The 19,030-nt window shown below is 37.4% G+C and carries 17 protein-coding genes and 1 pseudogene; 2 read left to right on the forward strand and 16 right to left on the reverse strand.

Features of this window, described 5'->3' with window-relative positions; translation table 11 throughout:
- Positions 1–178 precede the first annotated feature (178 nt).
- Positions 179–829 carry a cysteine peptidase family C39 domain-containing protein gene (locus tag AC3WSO_RS18540; RefSeq protein WP_492532864.1) on the reverse strand — a complete coding sequence of 217 codons (651 nt, stop codon included), beginning with the start codon at positions 827–829 and terminating at the stop codon, positions 179–181.
- 257 nt (positions 830–1,086) lie between these two features.
- On the opposite strand from AC3WSO_RS18540, the pseudogene AC3WSO_RS18545 reads away from it, so the two are divergent.
- Positions 1,087–1,880: pseudogene (locus tag AC3WSO_RS18545) on the forward strand (MerR family transcriptional regulator).
- Between the two features lie 254 nt (positions 1,881–2,134).
- On the opposite strand, the gene AC3WSO_RS18550 reads toward AC3WSO_RS18545, so the two are convergent.
- Positions 2,135–3,223 (reverse strand): M42 family metallopeptidase, encoded by a 1,089-nt coding sequence (locus AC3WSO_RS18550; RefSeq protein ID WP_492532866.1) that lies wholly within the window; start codon positions 3,221–3,223, stop codon positions 2,135–2,137.
- A 94-nt stretch (positions 3,224–3,317) separates the two neighbouring features.
- A complete protein-coding gene (locus AC3WSO_RS18555; RefSeq protein WP_492532867.1) occupies positions 3,318–3,803 on the reverse strand; it encodes a dUTP diphosphatase in 486 nt (161 codons plus the stop codon).
- A 103-nt stretch (positions 3,804–3,906) separates the two neighbouring features.
- Here AC3WSO_RS18555 and AC3WSO_RS18560 point away from each other — a divergent pair, with 103 nt between their 5' ends.
- The gene (locus tag AC3WSO_RS18560) at positions 3,907–4,302 is read left to right on the forward strand and encodes a sigma-w pathway protein ysdB (RefSeq protein ID WP_079561567.1); all 396 of its coding nucleotides are present in this window, start codon (positions 3,907–3,909) and stop codon (positions 4,300–4,302) included.
- A 38-nt stretch (positions 4,303–4,340) separates the two neighbouring features.
- On the opposite strand, the gene AC3WSO_RS18565 is transcribed toward AC3WSO_RS18560, so the two are convergent.
- From AC3WSO_RS18565 to AC3WSO_RS18625, 13 genes are all read right to left on the reverse strand, one after another.
- Positions 4,341–4,601, reverse strand: coding sequence for a DUF1294 domain-containing protein (locus AC3WSO_RS18565; protein ID WP_079561568.1), 261 nt, complete (start codon positions 4,599–4,601; stop codon positions 4,341–4,343).
- A 101-nt stretch (positions 4,602–4,702) separates the two neighbouring features.
- Positions 4,703–5,062, reverse strand: coding sequence for a 50S ribosomal protein L20 (rplT, locus tag AC3WSO_RS18570; protein ID WP_053592414.1), 360 nt, complete (start codon positions 5,060–5,062; stop codon positions 4,703–4,705).
- A 58-nt stretch (positions 5,063–5,120) separates the two neighbouring features.
- Positions 5,121–5,321: a 50S ribosomal protein L35 gene (gene rpmI / locus AC3WSO_RS18575; RefSeq protein WP_004226312.1), complete on the reverse strand. Its 201-nt coding sequence runs from the start codon at positions 5,319–5,321 to the stop codon at positions 5,121–5,123.
- A gap of 31 nt (positions 5,322–5,352) precedes the next feature.
- A complete protein-coding gene (infC, locus tag AC3WSO_RS18580; protein WP_024363824.1) occupies positions 5,353–5,856 on the reverse strand; it encodes a translation initiation factor IF-3 in 504 nt (167 codons plus the stop codon).
- 798 nt (positions 5,857–6,654) lie between these two features.
- Positions 6,655–8,586, reverse strand: a complete 1,932-nt coding sequence (gene thrS, locus AC3WSO_RS18585; RefSeq protein ID WP_492532869.1) for a threonine--tRNA ligase — start codon at positions 8,584–8,586, stop codon at positions 6,655–6,657.
- 554 nt (positions 8,587–9,140) lie between these two features.
- A complete protein-coding gene (dnaI, locus tag AC3WSO_RS18590) occupies positions 9,141–10,079 on the reverse strand; it encodes a primosomal protein DnaI (protein WP_492534416.1) in 939 nt (312 codons plus the stop codon).
- Between the two features lie 2 nt (positions 10,080–10,081).
- Entirely contained in the window at positions 10,082–11,458 is a 1,377-nt protein-coding gene (locus AC3WSO_RS18595; RefSeq protein WP_492532871.1) for a replication initiation and membrane attachment family protein, read from the reverse strand.
- 21 nt (positions 11,459–11,479) lie between these two features.
- Complete coding sequence (gene nrdR, locus AC3WSO_RS18600) at positions 11,480–11,950, reverse strand: transcriptional regulator NrdR (RefSeq protein ID WP_049667519.1); 471 nt, start codon at positions 11,948–11,950, stop codon at positions 11,480–11,482.
- Between the two features lie 196 nt (positions 11,951–12,146).
- Complete coding sequence (locus tag AC3WSO_RS18605; RefSeq protein ID WP_079561574.1) at positions 12,147–13,169, reverse strand: glyceraldehyde-3-phosphate dehydrogenase; 1,023 nt, start codon at positions 13,167–13,169, stop codon at positions 12,147–12,149.
- Between the two features lie 767 nt (positions 13,170–13,936).
- Entirely contained in the window at positions 13,937–14,530 is a 594-nt protein-coding gene (gene coaE / locus AC3WSO_RS18610) for a dephospho-CoA kinase (RefSeq protein ID WP_492532873.1), read from the reverse strand.
- 13 nt (positions 14,531–14,543) lie between these two features.
- Positions 14,544–15,416 carry a bifunctional DNA-formamidopyrimidine glycosylase/DNA-(apurinic or apyrimidinic site) lyase gene (gene mutM, locus AC3WSO_RS18615; RefSeq protein WP_492532875.1) on the reverse strand — a complete coding sequence of 291 codons (873 nt, stop codon included), beginning with the start codon at positions 15,414–15,416 and terminating at the stop codon, positions 14,544–14,546.
- Positions 15,417–15,428: 12 nt separating this feature from the next.
- Positions 15,429–18,056 carry a DNA polymerase I gene (polA, locus tag AC3WSO_RS18620; RefSeq protein WP_492532876.1) on the reverse strand — a complete coding sequence of 876 codons (2,628 nt, stop codon included), beginning with the start codon at positions 18,054–18,056 and terminating at the stop codon, positions 15,429–15,431.
- Between the two features lie 205 nt (positions 18,057–18,261).
- On the reverse strand, positions 18,262–18,693 hold the full coding sequence (locus tag AC3WSO_RS18625; protein WP_492532878.1) for a DNA polymerase I: 432 nt from the start codon (positions 18,691–18,693) through the stop codon (positions 18,262–18,264).
- Between the last annotated feature and the right edge of the window lie 337 nt (positions 18,694–19,030).

The raw sequence follows: 19,030 nt of genomic DNA on the forward strand, positions 1-19,030 counted from the left end.
TTTTTTATAAGTTTTATATCTGGAGAGTTTTTTAATTAGTAGTTCTTGAAAATTATATTTTATTTACGAGTAGTTAATCCCCTTCTCTGCCTTGCTGCCTGTAGCTATATAACATCCTAATTAGGGCAAATGCCTCCCAACATTTAGTTAGAAGGCACTCTGATAACGGTCTAATTTTTTAATAACTATCCAAATAAAATTCTTCGTCATTAATATAGCTCAGTGTGGCGTCTACAGTTATGTAAGTATTGCTATAAAGAACCATATTAATATTTTTTACATTCCATAATTTCCCAAATTCATTAATAGGAACTTTTCGATTATAGCTATTGTTATCATCATTACAATTCACCAGTTCCCTTAATGATTCTGAAAGGTAGACATACTCCTTGTCATATCCTACTACAGGGACAAAATGCAAATTATTACGATCCTTATGTACTTTTATAAAAACAATTACGGGAGTTCCTTTACTAACTTCGTACTTTAATGTATATATATTTCCTTTATAATAGCTTGTTTTAAATCCCCTTTTTCTTAACAACGTACGGATTCCCTTTGGATATACATTCCCTGACCTCGTTTTACTAGGGAAATTAGTATATAACTCATCACCATCGGCCTCCATTCCAAAATGACGCAACACATATGCTGTTGAAAATGCTGCACATTCCCTATTGTTTTGTATATCTATCCTATTATTGCGTTTAATTAGATAGCTAGCCGGATAATTTCTTTTTCGTAAAACAGGTATGGGTAATGTCATTAAATATGCATTAATAATCGTTGATATAATAATCCATAAAATAGCTGTTCTAACTATAAACATACTACCCCCCCATTGCATTGCGTCCATACGCAACATTATTCTTATTCCATCATTCACTAACCTACCCAAAGTTCAACTTAATAACAGAATAATCAGTTATTATGTCTAGTGTAACATATTCACAAATATTGGTGTGTGGAAATTAGACCTCCCCATATCGTCTCGGTATCTGTAACAGACTTTTTTATACATTTACCATTTATCTATCACCTCAAACTTTAAATTTCCCTCTTGAACCTCTAGTTACTTGATGTATTATGATTAGCTTATACCTATTAATAGGAGGAATTTTAATGAATAATAAAAAGTTTTCTATTGGAGAATTTTCAGAAAGGACAGGAATACCAATTCCTACTTTGCATTACTATGATGAAATTGGTATATTACAACCTGAAAAAATCCTTCTTCAGGGCATCGCATTTACAATCATCAAGATATTATTACATTACAAAAAATTATTAGTCTAAAATTTCTAGGGTATAGCCTTGATAAAGTTACTACTTTGTTAAATGAATCAAGTTTTAATATGGATTTAAATGAAAGCTTGTCCCTCCATTTATATGCTTTAGAAAAAGAAAAGGAACAAATTGAGCAAACAATGCGAGCAATTAAAAGAGTAATTAATTTAGTCGAAGATGAAGGAGAAGTAGATGGTACTGTATTATTAGGCCTTATATATAGTATGAGTACAGAACAAAATGAATGGTAGGAACAACAAAAGTTTAAGGTTGTTATGGAAGAGTTATCAAAGAAATCAGAAGAAGATCAAATTGCATTGGATAAAACATTTATTCATTTAACTAAAAAAGTGAAAAAATTATATGGTTATCCAGTAGAAGACTTGAAAGTACAAGAGATGGTTAAGGAATATTTAGAAGCTACTTTTTCATACCTTGGTGAAAATTTGATGCAAAAACTTGCCGATACAGATATAGAAGAGGTGGATATTCAAAAATTCGAAAATATGTCATCTTCCCCCTTCACGGAAGATGAACAAAAGTGGTTTAATCAAGCAATGCAATATTATATGGAATACACAGAATCAGATTAGAAAAGGACTTCCATGAACTTAGTTATAATAATTTGAAGGTAAAGTTGAAGAGATAAAACAAATTTTTATTGAACTCCGGTGAAATGCTTATTTTTGTGCCTTAGGAAAGCTAACAGGGGCTATATTTTATTAAGAATAGGACTTGCGTGTATGATTGAATTTCAATTATGCCAGTCCTTTAATTCAAAAAAGCCCCCTAACATTTTTGTTAGAAGGCATAATTATGGTAGATATCTATTTAGTTCTTTCCACGCTTAGTCAAAAATAATTTTATTCACTGCATCACGGTCTAATTTTTTAATAACTTCCACCATTAATTTTACAGCATTATCATAATCATCACGATGTAAAATACCTGCATGTGAATGGATGTAACGTGTAGCAATACCGATTGATAGTGCTGGTATACCATTTGCAGTTACGTGGATAGAACCAGCATCTGTACCGCCACCAGCCATTGCCTCGAATTGATATGGAATATTGTTCTCATCAGCCACATCTAATACGAATTCACGTAAGCCACGGTGTGAAACCATCGATGCATCGTAAACAACGATTTGTGGACCAGCACCCATTTTACTAGTCGATTCTTTTGCAGTTACCCCTGGTGTGTCTCCTGCTACACCTACATCGACAGCAAAGCCGATATCTGGTTGGATTTTATGTGTAGCTGTTTTCGCACCACGAAGCCCTACTTCCTCTTGAACATTCCCTACAGAATAAAGGATGTTTGGATGCTTTTCATTTTGCAAAGCTTTCATAACATCAATGGCAATTGCACAACCAATACGGTTATCCCATGCTTTTGCTAATAAGTATTTTTCGTTTTTCATCACATTAAATTCAAAATATGGTGTTACCATATCGCCAGGACGTACGCCCCATTCAAACACTTCTTCTTTTGATGCTGCACCAACATCGATAAACATATCTTTAATGTCTACCACTTTGTTACGCACATCTGCTGGTAAAATATGAGGTGGCTTAGAACCAATAACCCCTATAATTTCATCGCCTTTACGTGTTGTAATTGTTACACGCTGTGCAAGCATAACTTGGCTCCACCAGCCGCCTACAGTTTGAAATTTGATGAACCCTTTGTCATCGATTTGAGTAACCATGAAGCCTACTTCATCTAAATGACCTGCAACCATAATTTTAGGACCATTTTCATCGCCAACTTTTTTAGCAATGACGCTACCTAAATTATCTTGTTCAACTAAGTCTGCATATGGTCCAATGTATTTTTTCATGACCTCGCGCGGTGCACGTTCATTACCTGCAATTCCATTCGCATCTGTTAAATCTTTAAACATTTGTAATGTTGAATCTAGCTGTGTCATCCTTTTACCTCCCGACTCTTGTATCTCCTCTATTATACTTCGTTTACCGAAATATTCCTAGTTAAATCGTCTGAAAATTGTTGGATTTCTTACTTTAATACCCCGAACGCTGACGATTATAATTTTCTTCATTTTTCTCTATATATGCCGCAACTACGTCCTCAAACGTAAAGCCTAGATTATACGCAAGTAATCCATAGCATTGCCAGATCACTAAATATCTATCCTCAGTTGGTTGACTAATAAAACTTAAAATATTGTCTTGTGTCATTAAAAATGTCTCTGTTAAATCTCTCTTCTCTTCAATCACTGGCCATATTTCTATAGCTGTATAACCTTTTAATAGGCCAAGTGATAATATAAAATGAATCGAATCCACATATTCTTCTAGAATCACATCACGTTCTGAAGCTCCCTTTGTGCTCCAAAACTTAAAGCAACGTGTCTCGTTTGCAAGTTCGGCTAGCTCTACCATTAAGGCTAAACCTTTTTCTTTAAATACATCACGTTCAATATTTTGTGTTTTTTCAATGAAATCATCGAGCTCTTTTTGCATTTCAAACAATTTTTGTAAATTCATTTTTTTCTCCTAAATTTCTTAAAAATATTTATATAAAGTGAAACTAATTGTCCCTTACAATCGTATAGGAAGGAATAACCTTTCTTCAAGGGGGAAATTAAAAATGTTGCCGTTACTTATTCGTCTTGCTGTTATTACGCTTATTATCTATGTATTTTATAAAGCGATTCGTTATATAACCGATCCTAAGCGAAAACTTGATGAGGCCTATGAAAAAGGCCAATATTATTTTTATGATGACGTCAAAAATGTCCGAAAAAATTTCTTTATCTCTTACAAGGGTGCTCTTTTCGAAGGTGAAAAATACCTCGGCACGACTGAAGATGCCTTTGAAGTTGTGACGATTTTCGTTGGCGCCCGTGACGCCGCTACACTGCAAGGTTTTACGAAAAAAGACTTTGTATACTTACAGCAAGAAATTCTATTGAACTACCCGAGCGCAAAAATAAATTGGAAACAGCCCATTGAAAAGCTTATGCACAACACATCCTCAGAATGAGGATGTGTTTTTATTTATCGGAACATTATCCGGTTTTATCACCATAATTGTACTAAGATAAATATTTGAATAGCTGCTAGCAGTGGGAAACCAAATGCAAAGCTGTTATGTCTTGTTTTATGACGGAATAAATACATTCCTAACACGCCACCTGCTGCACCCCCAGCAATTGCTAATGTAAATAACGTACGTTCTGCGATACGCCATTCATGTTTTTTTGCTTTTGATTTATCCATGCCCATCATAACGAGCAGGACGATAGAAACAATCGCCATATAAGCCAATAATGCTTGCCCCATTGAATACTCCTTTTAATTTTCTATTTACTACTACTCTAACACAAAAAAGACTGACGGATAAATCCATCAGTCTTTTAATAACTTTTTGACTTTGTCAAAAATTACTTAGCCACTGCTTTTTTTGCAGTGTCTGCTAATTGAGTGAATGCTGCTGCATCAGTTACAGCTAGGTCAGCTAACATTTTACGGTTAACTTCGATACCAGCAACTTTTAATCCGTGCATTAAACGGCTGTATGAAAGACCGTTCATGCGAGCAGCTGCGTTGATACGAGTGATCCATAATTTACGGAAATCACGTTTTTTCTGACGACGGTCACGGTATGCATATTGACCTGACTTCATTACTGCTTGGTTAGCAACTTTATATAATGTATGTTTTGAACCGTAGTAACCTTTAGCTAATTTCAATACTTTTTTACGACGTTTGCGCGTCACTGTTCCGCCTTTTACGCGTGGCATATGAATTACCTCCTGCTTTTCATTAAAAAATGAATATTAGTTATTTTGTGTTGTCAAATTATTTCATGTAAACAAGTAATGATTTGATGCGTTTGAAGTCACCAGATGAAACGATGTTTGCTTTACGTAGGTGACGTTTTTGTTTTGTAGATTTGTTTGCGAATAAGTGGCTTCCATAAGCACGGTCATATTTTAATTTACCTGAACCCGTTTTTTTGAAACGTTTCGCAGCTCCACGGTGAGTTTTCATTTTTGGCATGTCGAATTCCTCCTAAACTGTTCGTCTAATATTATTTCTCGTTCTTTGGTTGAAGAACTAAGAACATGCTTCGGCCTTCCATCTTCGGTTTTTGTTCAACCGTCGATACTTCAGCACAAGCTTCAGCAAAACGATCTAACACACGTTGACCAATGTCTTTATGTGTAATCGCACGACCTTTGAAACGTAAGCTACATTTAACTTTATCACCTTTTTCAAGGAATTTAATCGCATTACGTAGCTTCGTTTGAAAATCATGCTCATCGATTGTTGGGCTCAGACGAACCTCTTTCATTACGATGACCTTTTGATTTTTACGAATTTCACGGTCTTTCTTTTGCTGTTCAAACTTAAATTTACCATAGTCCATGATACGAGCGACTGGCGGCTTGGCTTGAGGGGCCACAAGGACAAGATCCAAGTTTACACGAGTGGCGATTTCTAGCGCTTCGTTACGTGTCTTTACACCAAGCTGGTCACCATTGTGATCGATTAATCGAAGTTCACGTGCGCGAATGCCTTCGTTTACATACATGTCTTTGCTAATAGTAATCCACCTCCAAGTAGTTGTCGCGAATACATGGTTTGGGCAAAGTCTTGCCCGGTTGAACGGTACATCATCTTGTCATGTCCATAAAAAAAGGACGGACACTTTGAAGATGTCCGCCCGCTATATGTGCATGCGCAAGTCTACGCAAAACAATTCAACGTGTCATACCTGTTCACAGCCCAAGAGCGTTGTATCAGGTGAGAAGCGGGCAGCCTCTACTTCAACCACAAACTTTGTATTCATTAACCTTAACTATATTAACATGTACTTTAATAAGCTGTCAAATGTTTTTTAGCTTATTTCTAAAACAATTTCGCCTTGGCGTAATTGCGTCCGGAGGCTTTATCTTCATTTAGTATGAGTTTGGATACACACTAAAAAGGAACCACATACCCATTTATCTCTACACCTTTAGAGGTGGGAATCTTCTTCTGAATGAAGATAAAGTAACCTAAAAACTTTTAATCTAAACCATTATAGTGGTTATCATCATGATGCGAGGTCGTTGATTTCCGTTCCGGCCGGGCGCTTTGTTGCTGCCGCTTCGCTTTCGCGCAGAGCAGAGCTTCCTGGGGGCGTTCGATGCGCCGCTTCACTCGCGATGCTCGCTGCAGGGTCTCATCTGTGACGCTAATCCCCAAGAAGTCGCTCAACCTCCACTCCAATCAACTTATATAAATGACATACGTTTTAACAAATGTCATTTCAAACTTTTTATGATCTTGCCAGGCAAATTTCTAATCCTTCTTCAATCTGATTGAATTCGCCTGCAAAGCATTAAAATTATTTTGTAATTTCAGCTTTAATATTTGCTAAGAAGTCTTGGAAGCTAATTGTTTCTGAATCTTTTGAGCCGTAACGACGTACGTTTACGCCAGCAGCCTCTACTTCTTTGTCTCCGATAACAAGCATATATGGGATTTTTTTCATTTGTGCTTCACGGATTTTGTAACCTAGTTTCTCTTCACGGTCATCCATTTCAACACGTAAGCCTGCTGCAGTTAATTGCTCTTCAATTTGTTTAGCATAATCAAAGTGTGCTTCGTTTGAAACTGGAATGACTTCAACTTGTACTGGTGCTAACCATGTTGGGAATGCACCTTTGTATTCTTCGATTAAGAAGGCAACGAAGCGTTCCATTGTTGATACTACACCACGGTGAATAACAACTGGGCGATGTGGTTTACCATCTTCTCCTACATAAGTTAAGTCAAAGCGTTCCGGTAATAAGAAGTCAAGCTGAACTGTTGATAAAGTTTCTTCTTTACCAATTGCAGTTTTTACTTGTACGTCTAGTTTAGGACCGTAGAATGCCGCTTCACCTTCAGCTTCAAAGTAATCTAAGCCAAGCTCATCCATTGCCTCTTTTAACATGCTTTGTGCTTTTTCCCACATTGCATCGTCGTCGAAGTATTTTTCAGTATCCGCTGGATCACGGTAAGATAAACGGAATGAGTAATCATTTAAATCGAAGTCTTTATAAACTTCTAAAATTAATTGTACTACTTTTTGGAATTCCACTTTAATTTGGTCTGGACGAACGAAAATATGTGCATCATTTAAAGTCATCCCACGTACACGTTGTAAACCTGAAACAGCACCTGACATTTCGTAACGGTGCATTGTACCAAGCTCAGCAATACGTAATGGTAAGTTACGATAAGAATGCTTGCTATTTTTGTACACCATCATATGGTGAGGGCAGTTCATCGGACGCATAATTAATGTTTCATTGTCCATTTCCATTGGTGGGAAAATAGAATCTTGGTAATGATCCCAGTGACCAGAAGTTTGGTACAACTCTTTAGAACCAAGTACTGGTGTGTAAACATGCTTATAACCAAGAGATAATTCTTTATCTACAATATAGCGCTCAATAACACGACGGATTGTCGCACCGTTTGGTAGCCATAGCGGTAAACCTTGACCAACTTTTTGAGAAGTTGTAAATAATTCTAATTCTTTACCGATTTTACGGTGATCACGTTCCTTTGCTTCTTCAAGCATTTGTAGGTGATGTTTTAATTCTTCTTTTTTAAAGAAAGCAGTACCATAAATACGTTGTAGCATTTTATTATCTGAGTTACCTCTCCAGTAAGCACCGGCTAATGAAAGAAGTTTGAACTCACGAAGCTTGCCTGTTGATGGTGCGTGGATACCACGGCAAAGGTCGAAAAATTCACCTTGATGGTAAATAGAAACTTGCTCATCTGCTGGAATCGCTTCAAGTAATTCTAATTTATATTCATCGCTGATTTTTTCATAGATCGCTTGTGCTTCTGCACGGCTAACATTTTTGCGCTCTATCTCTAGGTTTTCAGCGATAATTTTTTTCATTTCTTTTTCGATTGTTGGTAAGTCTTCAGCAGTGATTGGAGTTGGTGAATCGATATCGTAGTAGAAGCCACCTTCAATAACTGGACCGATACCAAGTTTAACATCTGGGTATAAACGTTTAATCGCTTGTGCTGTTAAGTGCGCAGTAGAGTGACGTAAGATTTCCAGTGCTTCCTCATCATCCTGAGTAATAATTGAGATTGTTGCATCCTCTTCAATTGGTGTTTTTAAATCGACTAAGACACCATTTACTTTACCCGCATATGCTTTTTTACGAAGTCCTGGGCTAATTGATAATGCTACGTCATCAGTAGATGTGCCTTTTGCAAATTCCTTTACAGCGCCATCTGGGAAAGTTAATTTAATCATATCTGACATTTTTCTGCACTCCTTATAGTTTTGTTGTGATGCATGATTGAAGTCAAAGAATCCCCGGAATTGATCCTCATTCAATAGGTGTTTGGACACTCACTGAAAAGGACCTACATCCGCATTCGTTCACCACTATTTTCCACTGAACGAAAATAAAAAAAGCTCCGTCCCTACGAAAGGGACGAAGCGTATGCTCGTGGTTCCACCCTTCTTCCTTCCGACCTTTTATAGTCAGACGAAGCTCAAGGCTAGCTAACGGGCTAGGGACCGGCGAAAGATTATCCCTTTCGCTGCTCAGCAGGTAGTAAATAATGTGCTCAAACTAGGAAGCTTACAGCCAATGACTTCCCTCTCTAAAAGCCTTACACAAAATTCATGTCCTCATCAATGCATTTGATCAATTATGCCTCGGCATAATCCGAAGGCTTTAACTTTTTCAGCAAGTGTTATTTGTAGCGAAAGCGAAGCGTCAGCTACAAGTGTTCGGACACCGGTTGAAAGAAGTTAATTATTATATGTGACAGTATACGCTCGATTGTCATAAAATGCAACTGCCAATCTTACATACGTCTATTTTGCCCGCCCATTTTAATCGGCTCTGTCAAGGCTTTAATACGTTCCATAACACGTCCAGCCTTCACGACTTCTATGTCACCCTTTTGTGACTGTGCTAAATGATGCTCCAACTCATCGTAATTAAAATTAGATGTAATAAATGTTGGCAATTGCTCTGCCATGCGGTAATGGAAAATAGTCCCCAAAATTTCATCTCGCGTCCAAGCTGTCATAGTTTCGGCTCCTAAATCATCAAGCATTAGCACTGGTGCCTTTTTCACATAGTCTATTTTTTCATTCAATGTGTTATCGCCAATTGCATTTTTCATTTCTCGTAAAAATTCAGGCACAAAAACTACAACTGACTTTACTTTAGCCTTCGCAAGTTCATTAGCTAATGCGCCTAACACAAAAGATTTCCCCACTCCGAATTGACCATACAAATAAAAGCCTTTAGAAGGCAAATTACCTGTACCTAGTACATTTTGAACAAAATCAGCCGCACGGTTTGCAATGTCAACACGTGTATGATCATCAATAAATAAATCACTTATAGTAGCTTGTAGTACATCCTTTGGCATATGCATACTTGCTATCATATTAGCAACATCACGACGCTCATCTTCACGTATCTTTTGATCGCATCGTACATAATCAATTTCAACAGTACTCCTTACTACACGTAAAGTAGGTAAAAAACCTTTTAAGTAATTTGTACAATTTTCTGTATTGTCACAGCCACAGCAGACTGTAGATTGACTAATAAATTCATGGAGCTTCGGTAAATTACGTTCAACCGCATCATAGCTTAACTCATCCATATGCTCAGCTAAAAACTCTTGCACACGAGGGTTTTCTAATATTTCTTTACGCATCGCTTCATATCGTTCTTGAAATGATGGTACCTTAATTGCTCTTTTTAATGGTCCATTAATCGGTTCGATTGTCATTCACCTACCTTATCTTGAATATTACCTAATTTTTCTAGTATCTTTTGTCTTTCCTTTTCAAAATCAGTAGTGCCAGTATTTGTTGTATCTTTTAATACTTCCTCTGATTTTTCATTACGCTTATAAAACCAATCTGGCACTTTTTCCTCTCGGCGATTTTTTGTGTAAGAGTTCTTTTTTGCCGAAGACTGGGGTTTATTTTTCCACGTAGTGTACTTATCATGTTCTTTACGTGCTAGCTCCATTGCTTCTTTTGCTGTTTGAATATTTTTACGTACCCAATGATCCGCAATCGTTTCCACATATTTCTTAGGTAGCTTCATATCAGTTGTTAGCATTACATATTCCAGAAGAGCATTAACAACCCCTACCGGCATTCCATGCTGGACAATTAAACTCTCTGCAAGCTGTACGGAGGTCTGTAGCGGTTCTTTGCCATTATTGATATCTCGCAATACTTGCACTGGTGGAGTCGTCTCTAAATATTGCTGAAGCTCCTGATCCTTTGTTTTTTGGCCGGGTTCTTCTACGGATGACGACTCAGTCACTCTAGCAAGCTTTGGTGGTTCTTTTGATACCGTTAGCTTATAAAAATCTGCAGCGGCCTTACGTAAACGTTCCAATGAAATACCTAGATCATCATCTAATGCCAGAATTACTACCTTTTGCATATCGAGTGCCGTTAAGCGATATAAAAATGCTAATTTCGCTATTGTTTCACGTACTTCAAATGTTAATAGGCTTGCAGGGACTAGTTGCTCCGATAAGCCCGCTTGAAGCAGCTCAAAGTCAAACTGCTCAAAATAAAACGGATAAATCTTTTGCGGTGTATCCTTACGACTAGTATCTACTTGTAAATCATCTGGAATCCTTGTACTTACAGGCTTAAAAACATCTATGAAGGCACGCGATACATCTTTAAATTCTGCATCTCTTGTAGATGGAATAAAACGCTGACGTAACTTCCGATAAGCTTGCTCCCCAATTTTACTAAATAAAAACATCGACAGCAGTGGGTCTTTCATAAAACTATCCGCATCAAGTGGACGTATCAGCTCGTATAAAAAGCTCCGTTCGCCATCATCTTCTTTTTTCCATGTGTGTAACAGGCCAATTGCTTCAAGCGCAATACGTGCCTCAAATACTTTGCCAATAGGAAGCCCTAACACATTCATTAAATAATAATGTGTCATTTGCTGCTTTGGCATTTGCTCAGCCTCTGCCCATAATGTTAGGTAAAGGCTGATTGGTTCCGCTCCAATTAAAGGCTGATAAAAAAGCGTTACTAATTGACGTTCCTGCGTAGAAAGTGCATGAGGTAGACGAATGTCAAAAGAATCAGCAGGCTGTAATTCCTTATACAAATGGATCAACGTCATTCCCCTCTCTATTCCCTATAATTTCTGCTCTGTTTGGCGTTGGATAATTTCTTTAATTTCTTCAATAAAGACATTGATATCCTTAAATTGACGATACACCGATGCAAAGCGCACATACGCAACCTCATCGATTTTCGCTAAGCGATCCATTACCATTTCCCCTACATCCTCAGATCGGACTTCAGAATTCCCAATACGGCGAAGATCTTTTTCAATAGACATTACTAGTCCTTCAAGTACTTCAAGAGAAACAGGTCGTTTTTCGCAAGCACGAATAAGTCCACGAAGTACCTTTTCACGGCTAAATTCTTCTCGTGAACCCTCTTTTTTCACTACAACTAACGGTGTCTCTTCAATTTTTTCAAACGTTGTAAAGCGGAAGCCACATGACTCACATTCACGACGTCTACGAATTTCTTTATTATCATCAACTGGCCTCGAATCCACAACACGCGTTCCGTTAAATTGGCAAGATGGACATCTCATATATTTACTCTCCTGATTTCACAACAATTTAGTATTTCTATTATAACAAATTTCCTATGTATAAGAAAAGCGCATTGACGATCGTGTGCTCATGATAAGCCTTGAAAGCCAAAAGTACAAGCATAGATTTTACAATCTAATACAAAAAGCACATTGAAATCACTCGGATTTCAATGTGCTCAACATATTTGCTTGATTATGCATTAACCGTTTCTAATGCTTTTGCCACTTTTTTCACAAGATCTACTACGCGTGCTGAATAACCCCATTCATTGTCGTACCAAGCAAGCACTTTCACTTTGCGGTCACCCAATACCATTGTAGAAAGTCCATCTACTGTTGAAGAGTAAGTTGTTGTATTGTAATCAGAAGATACTAGAGGCTCAACTGAGAAGTTTAAAATACCTTTCATTGGACCTTCAGTAGCTGCCTTAACGAATGCAGCGTTAATAGAATCTACAGTTACATCAGTATTTAAATCAACTACTAGGTCAACTAATGATACGTTTGGTGTTGGAACACGAAGTGCCATACCATGAATTTTGCCTTCTAATTCCGGTAACACTAATTTCAATGCTTTTGCAGCACCTGTAGATGTTGGAATGATAGACTGTGCGCAACCACGTGCACGTCGTAAATCTTTATGTGGATTGTCTAAATTCTTTTGGTCATTTGTATAAGCGTGAACTGTTGTCATTAAACCGTTTTCGATACCAAATGTGTCATTTAATACTTTAGCAACTGGTGCTAAGCAGTTTGTTGTACAAGAAGCATTTGAAATAACATCATGCTTTGTGATATCAAGTTTCTCATCATTTACACCTAAAACAATTGTTACGTCCTCGTTTTTACCTGGTGCAGTTAAGATAACTTTCTTTGCGCCTGCTTCTAAGTGCATTGCTGCTTTTTCACGATCATTAAATTTACCAGTTGCTTCAATAACGATATCCACACCCATTGTTGCCCATGGTAATTTTAATGGGTCGCGTTCGCTAATAATTTGAACACGTTTACCATTTACAATTAAAGCATCGCCTGCAGGCTCAACTGAACCCTCGAACGTTCCGTGATTTGTGTCATACTTAATCAAATGTGCTAACGTTTCAGCTGGATAGCTGGCGTTAATTGCAACGATATTTAAACTTTCTTGTACGATCGCTTGGCGGAAAACCATACGTCCGATACGTCCGAAACCATTTATAGCAACTGATACTGTCATTTATAAAATCCTCCTGTGAGTGCATACTCAGATTAATTATATACTTTATGGTGATTAGTATAACACAATTTTAAAAAAGATGAACATTATATATTCATAATATTAAAGTTCTTATTTTCTGAAAAATAAAATCGCCTAAATTAGTCCTTATTATGGTATAAACTCACAAAAAAATGCATAGCAAAGTGTTTTTGCTATGCATTCACGTTTTTAAAACACAATAATGTTTATGAAATAGGGTGTCATATTAAATATAGTATGGCTCTTCGGCAAAACAAGGGGTTGATTTCCGTTCCGGCCGGGCGCTTTCCTAGGGGCGTCCGATGAGCCGCTTCACTCGCGATGCTCGCTCCAGGGTCTCATCTGTGACGCTGACCCCCGAGGAGTCGCCCAGCCTCCACTCCAATCAACCATGTCACATAGCGTGTATGTTCTGACTTGTCACTATAATTTACAATGATAAAACTTAACAAGATATTTTTTGTGTGAAAGCGAAGCAATAGAAGTTGTACAATCGCATCTAATAAGTCAATTCTGTTAGATTATTGAGTAAGTTAATGTTCACTTTTGAAAAACAAAAAAATTTTACGTTTCGCTGATTAAAATGAAGAACTACTCGACTCCCGTTGGAAAACTCGATGCTTACAGCAGTAGCCTAGGACCGAAATCATTTAAAGCACAACGTTCATATTTTGTTTAACAAAAATAAAAATGCGTAGCAATATGTCATTGCTACGCATCGAATGATTTTACAGATTTTTAATTAATTATAATACGTCCCAAGATGTCAGGATTTTTTTCAGTTGGTGCTCTGTTTGTTCTAAATTTTCATTGTTATAAATAACCGCATGGGCCCCTTTTTCTTTGACTGACATCGGTAACTGAGAATGCATTCGGGCAAGTGCATCCTCCTTTGGTAAGTTGTTACGCTCCATTAATCGACGGAGCTGTACCTCCTCACTAACTGATACCACGATAATGCGTTCAACAAAATGCTGCAATTTATTTTCAAATAAAAGTGGAATATCCATCACAACATGCTTTTCTCCGGCTTCTATATATGCATCGCGCTGGCGTAACATTTCCTTGCGAATAGCAGGATGCATAATATCATTTAACATTTTACGCTTAACAGGCTCGTGAAAAATAATATCGCCCAGCTTAGCACGATTTAAACTCCCGTCTTCTAGCAATATATCTTGTCCAAAATTTTCAACAATTAGCTTTAAAGTCTCCGTTCCTGGTTCAACAACATCACGCGCTACAATATCTGCATCGACAATTGGTAAACCAAGTGCTGTCATCATTTTTACTACTGTACTTTTTCCGCTCGCTATACTTCCTGTTAATCCGATAATCATAGTTAAATCCCCTTTAATGTTGACAATTTGGGCAAAAGACTGATGTGCGCCCACCTATCGTCATTTGGCTCGTTGCAGTTCCACACGTTGGACACATCTTCTTCCCATACATTTGCAGTCGATTCTGCATACTTCCAGCCTCACCATTTATATTACGATAATCTGAAATTGTTGAACCTCCTGCTTCAATGCTTTGGCGTAAAATAGCGACAATCGCCTCGAACAATTCACGTTTACGCTTTTCACTAATGCAGTTCATTGTACGGGCCGGATGAATTTTTTGCGTAAATAATGCTTCTGTTGCGTAAATATTACCACAGCCCGAAATGACTTGCCCATCCATAATTACATCTTTAACGGCCTTTTTCTCATATTTCGGCAACTTTGATTTCGCAATAAAATAATCACATGCTATTTCATCGAATGGCTCTGGTGCCATTTTTGTTAATGGTGCATGATCCTCAATTTTTGTTAAAAAACGTAGTTCACCAAAGCGGCGTATATCTGAATAAATTAAATAGCCACCATCTACCATTTGAAATGTAGCATGAATATGCTTTTTAAATTTCACCTCTTGGATTTCCTCAGGCGAATTTACCACAAACCAAGCACCTGTCATCCCTAAATGACTAACAAGCACATAAGGGACATCTTCCTTCAGTAAATGAAAGAAGATGTATTTTGCTCGTCGTTCAATTGTTGTAATCGTCATTTGAGTCAACGATATTTCAAATGCATCAGGCTCAGCTTGCTTCACGATACATTGCTTTCCTTCCCCAAAGGAAAAACGAATAATTTCTGATAGTTGAACTTGTTGAATTGTCCGCCCTTCAATTTTAGGTTTTAATGCCTGGACGACACCTTCAACCTCTGGTAATTCAGGCATTTTAACCTCTCCTTATTTTGCTTCGTACCAAGTTGCACCGTAGTTAAAATCTACTTTTAATGGTACTGAAAGCTCGATTGCGTTCTCCATAACTTCTGGTACTATTTTTTCAAGCAATGCAATCTCCTCTTTAGGTGCTTCAAATATTAATTCATCATGCACTTGTAAAAGGATTTTTGCCTGCATATTTTCTTTTTTCAAACGAGCATCCATATCAATCATTGCTTTTTTAATAATATCAGCTGCACTTCCCTGAATTGGTGTATTCATCGCAGTACGCTCTGCAAAGCTTCGTAGATTGAAATTCGAGCTCGTAATGTCAGGTAAATATCGACGTCTATTTAAAGTCGTTGTCACATAACCATTAAACTTCGCAGCTTGGACGATATCATCCATGTATTGTTTTACACCTGGGAAACTTGCAAAATATTTCTCAATAAATGTAGCAGCTTCCTTACGAGTAATATCTAAGTTTTGCGATAAGCCATAATCACTAATCCCATAAACAATACCAAAGTTCACTGCTTTTGCAGCGCGACGCATATTACTATCGACCTCATCTGCTGAAACATGGAATACATCCATTGCTGTACGTGTATGAACATCCATACCTTCACGGAAAGCTTCGACTAAATTTTTATCGTTCGACATATGGGCTAATACACGCAATTCGATTTGTGAATAATCGGCAGAAAATAATATCCACTCTTCTTTCGATGGCACAAATGCCTGACGAATTTTTCGCCCTTCTTCTAAACGAATCGGGATGTTTTGTAAATTCGGATCCGTTGAGCTTAAACGTCCTGTAGCTGTTAATGCTTGCTGGAATCGTGTATGCACCTTTCCATCCTCTTTATGGATTTCCTTTAATAAGCCTTCGATATAAGTTGACTGTAATTTCCCTAGCTGGCGATATAAAAGAATATGCTCAATAATCGCATGCTCTGGTTTTAATTTTTCCAACACATCTGCTGCAGTTGAATAACCTGTTTTTGTCTTTTTAATAACAGGAAGACCAAGCTTATCAAAGAGAATAACACCTAATTGCTTTGGTGAATTAATATTGAAGGTTTCTCCTGCTTCAGCATAAATTGCTTGTTCAATAACTATTAGCTTGTCATTTAATTCCTGACCCATCTTCTCTAATGTGGCACGATTGACCGTGATCCCCTCACTTTCCATTTCCCCTAAAATAGAAGCAAGCGGAAGTTCTAAATTTTTATAGAGCTCGAACTGTTCATTTTCCTTTAACAATGTCTCTAGTTTTGGCTGTAAAGACCACACAGCAAAGGCTTTGCGGCTAGCATGCTCAGCAAGTGCATCTATAGCTGGTATAGCTCGTTTCGCCCCTTTACCATAAACGGCCTCATTTGCCTGCACATTACGATATCCTAGTTCTTTTGCAAGAGTTGCCACATCATCTCCACTTAGCGCAGGGTTATTAATATAAGAAGCAAGCAATAAGTCAAATTCCACACCAGCTAAACGTATTCCCGCACGTATTAACGCAGCTTGAGATGCTTTTGAATCAGACATGTACTTTATTTTAGTAGCATCTTCTAACCAGAGACGAAGAACATCTGATTTAGCCGCAAGATCAAAAGGCACGTACATTGTTTTCGTTCCATCTGTTAATGCAATACCTAGTTGCTGGCAAGTATGATAATGCTCGTCCTCTAACTCCAAGTGCACTGCCATTACATCTTTTAAATGCTCTCGCTTTACTTCTTCCACAATTTCATAGTCAAAAGGTGCTTGTTCCTCTTCTTGGACAGTAAAATCACTTTTTTCTAGTAGTGATTTAAAACCAAGCTCTTGCCACACACTAATTAATTCTTCCTCATTCGGACCATTGTAAGCTAGATCAGAAAGCGTTATATCAATCGGCGCTTTTGTAAAAATAGTAGCTAGCTTTTTACTCATTAGTGCCTGTTCTTCATTGGCAACTAATTTTTCTTTCATTTTAGAAGCCTTCACCGTATCCATTGCCGCATAAAGCGACTCTACTGAACCATGCTCTTTAAGTAATTTAACAGCCGTTTTTTCACCGACACCTGGTACACCAGGGATATTATCTGAAGAATCCCCCATTAAACCTTTCATATCTATAATTTGTTGCGGCGTTAAGCCGTATTTTTCTGCAATAAAAGCAGGTGTATTTTTTTCAATTTCAGTAATACCTTTTTTCGTAATGTATACTGTTACTTGCTCAGTCGCGAGCTGTGTTAAGTCACGATCTCCTGATACAACGATGACATCCATATCCTGAGTTGAAGCTTCAGTGGCAAGTGTCCCTATAATATCGTCCGCTTCGTACATTTCAAGCTCATATCGCTTAATACCGTAAGCATCGATAAGCTTGCGTATATAAGGGAACTGCTCAGATAATTCTGGTGGCGTCTTTTGTCGACCACCTTTATATTCCGTAAATGTTTCATGACGGAAGGTTGTCTTACCCGCATCAAAGGCAACCAAAATTTTCGTTGGTTGCTCTTCCTCCAATATTCTTTGTAACATCGTTGTAAAGCCGTACACTGCATTCGTATGAATTCCACTATCATTCGTCAATAATGGCAACGCAAAAAAAGCGCGATATGCTAAACTATTGCCGTCCAATAATAGCAATTTATCCTTTGTCATGATTTTATCCTCCTGCGTTATCGTCTTCTTAATTGTAAAACGAAAACGTATGTTTGAAAATGCCTCTTCCTTTTACTTTATCGAGAAAACAGGTATTTTACCAATCATAACGTTGAAAATCGCCAAAATTTCTACAGCAATAGATGAACGTATGTTTAACTACACAAAAAAAGCCAATCACTTATTGTAATTGACTTCTCTGTCGTTATTTACTAACTTTATTTGTTTTTTCCTTACGATAGAAAATTTCTTCATATATGACAGTCAAAATAAAGGCATTCATAAAGGCAAACACTAAAAACATTGGCATACCGCCCAGCTTTTGGTGTGTAAGCTCTGTATCGAAAACCATTACAGCGCTGATTTGCGCTAAAAAGAAAATGAAACCAATCCCTACTTGCCAAATAGGACGCTTAACTTTTCGCTTTTCGTACCAAAATATTTTTTTAACTATTTTTCGTACATCCTCAGCAATGACCAAACTTAATAAAAATAAAATAACAAAAAATACTGGTATATGATAAACACTTTTTGTGATCCATGCAAAATCTGATAGACGGAAGAAAAGTGTAAATAACGATGCAATACTACAGGCTATCCCTAAATTTTGGAGCCACTTACTAATTTGCAACTTCACAACTATTACCCCCATTTCTTATTTTTCAACATTATCATTCTATCAGATAATAGTCATATACGAAACATAAAATTATAAATTTCTATCATTTTCATAACATAACATCGTATAAATGAAATATATTTACAAAATATACGATTCAACATTTAAAACCCCAAAACCAGATCATAAATGCCTATCACCATAAAGCGGGGTTGATTTTCGTTCCGACTGGGCGCTTTGTACCTGCCGCTTTGCTTTCGCTACAGAAAACATTTGTTGTTGCTGTCGCTACGCTTTCGGACAGATAAAACATTCGCTGCCGCGCAGAGCAGAGCTTCCTGAAGGCGTCCGATGA

This window comes from Lysinibacillus sp. EB106-09-02-XG168 (assembly GCF_058791475.1).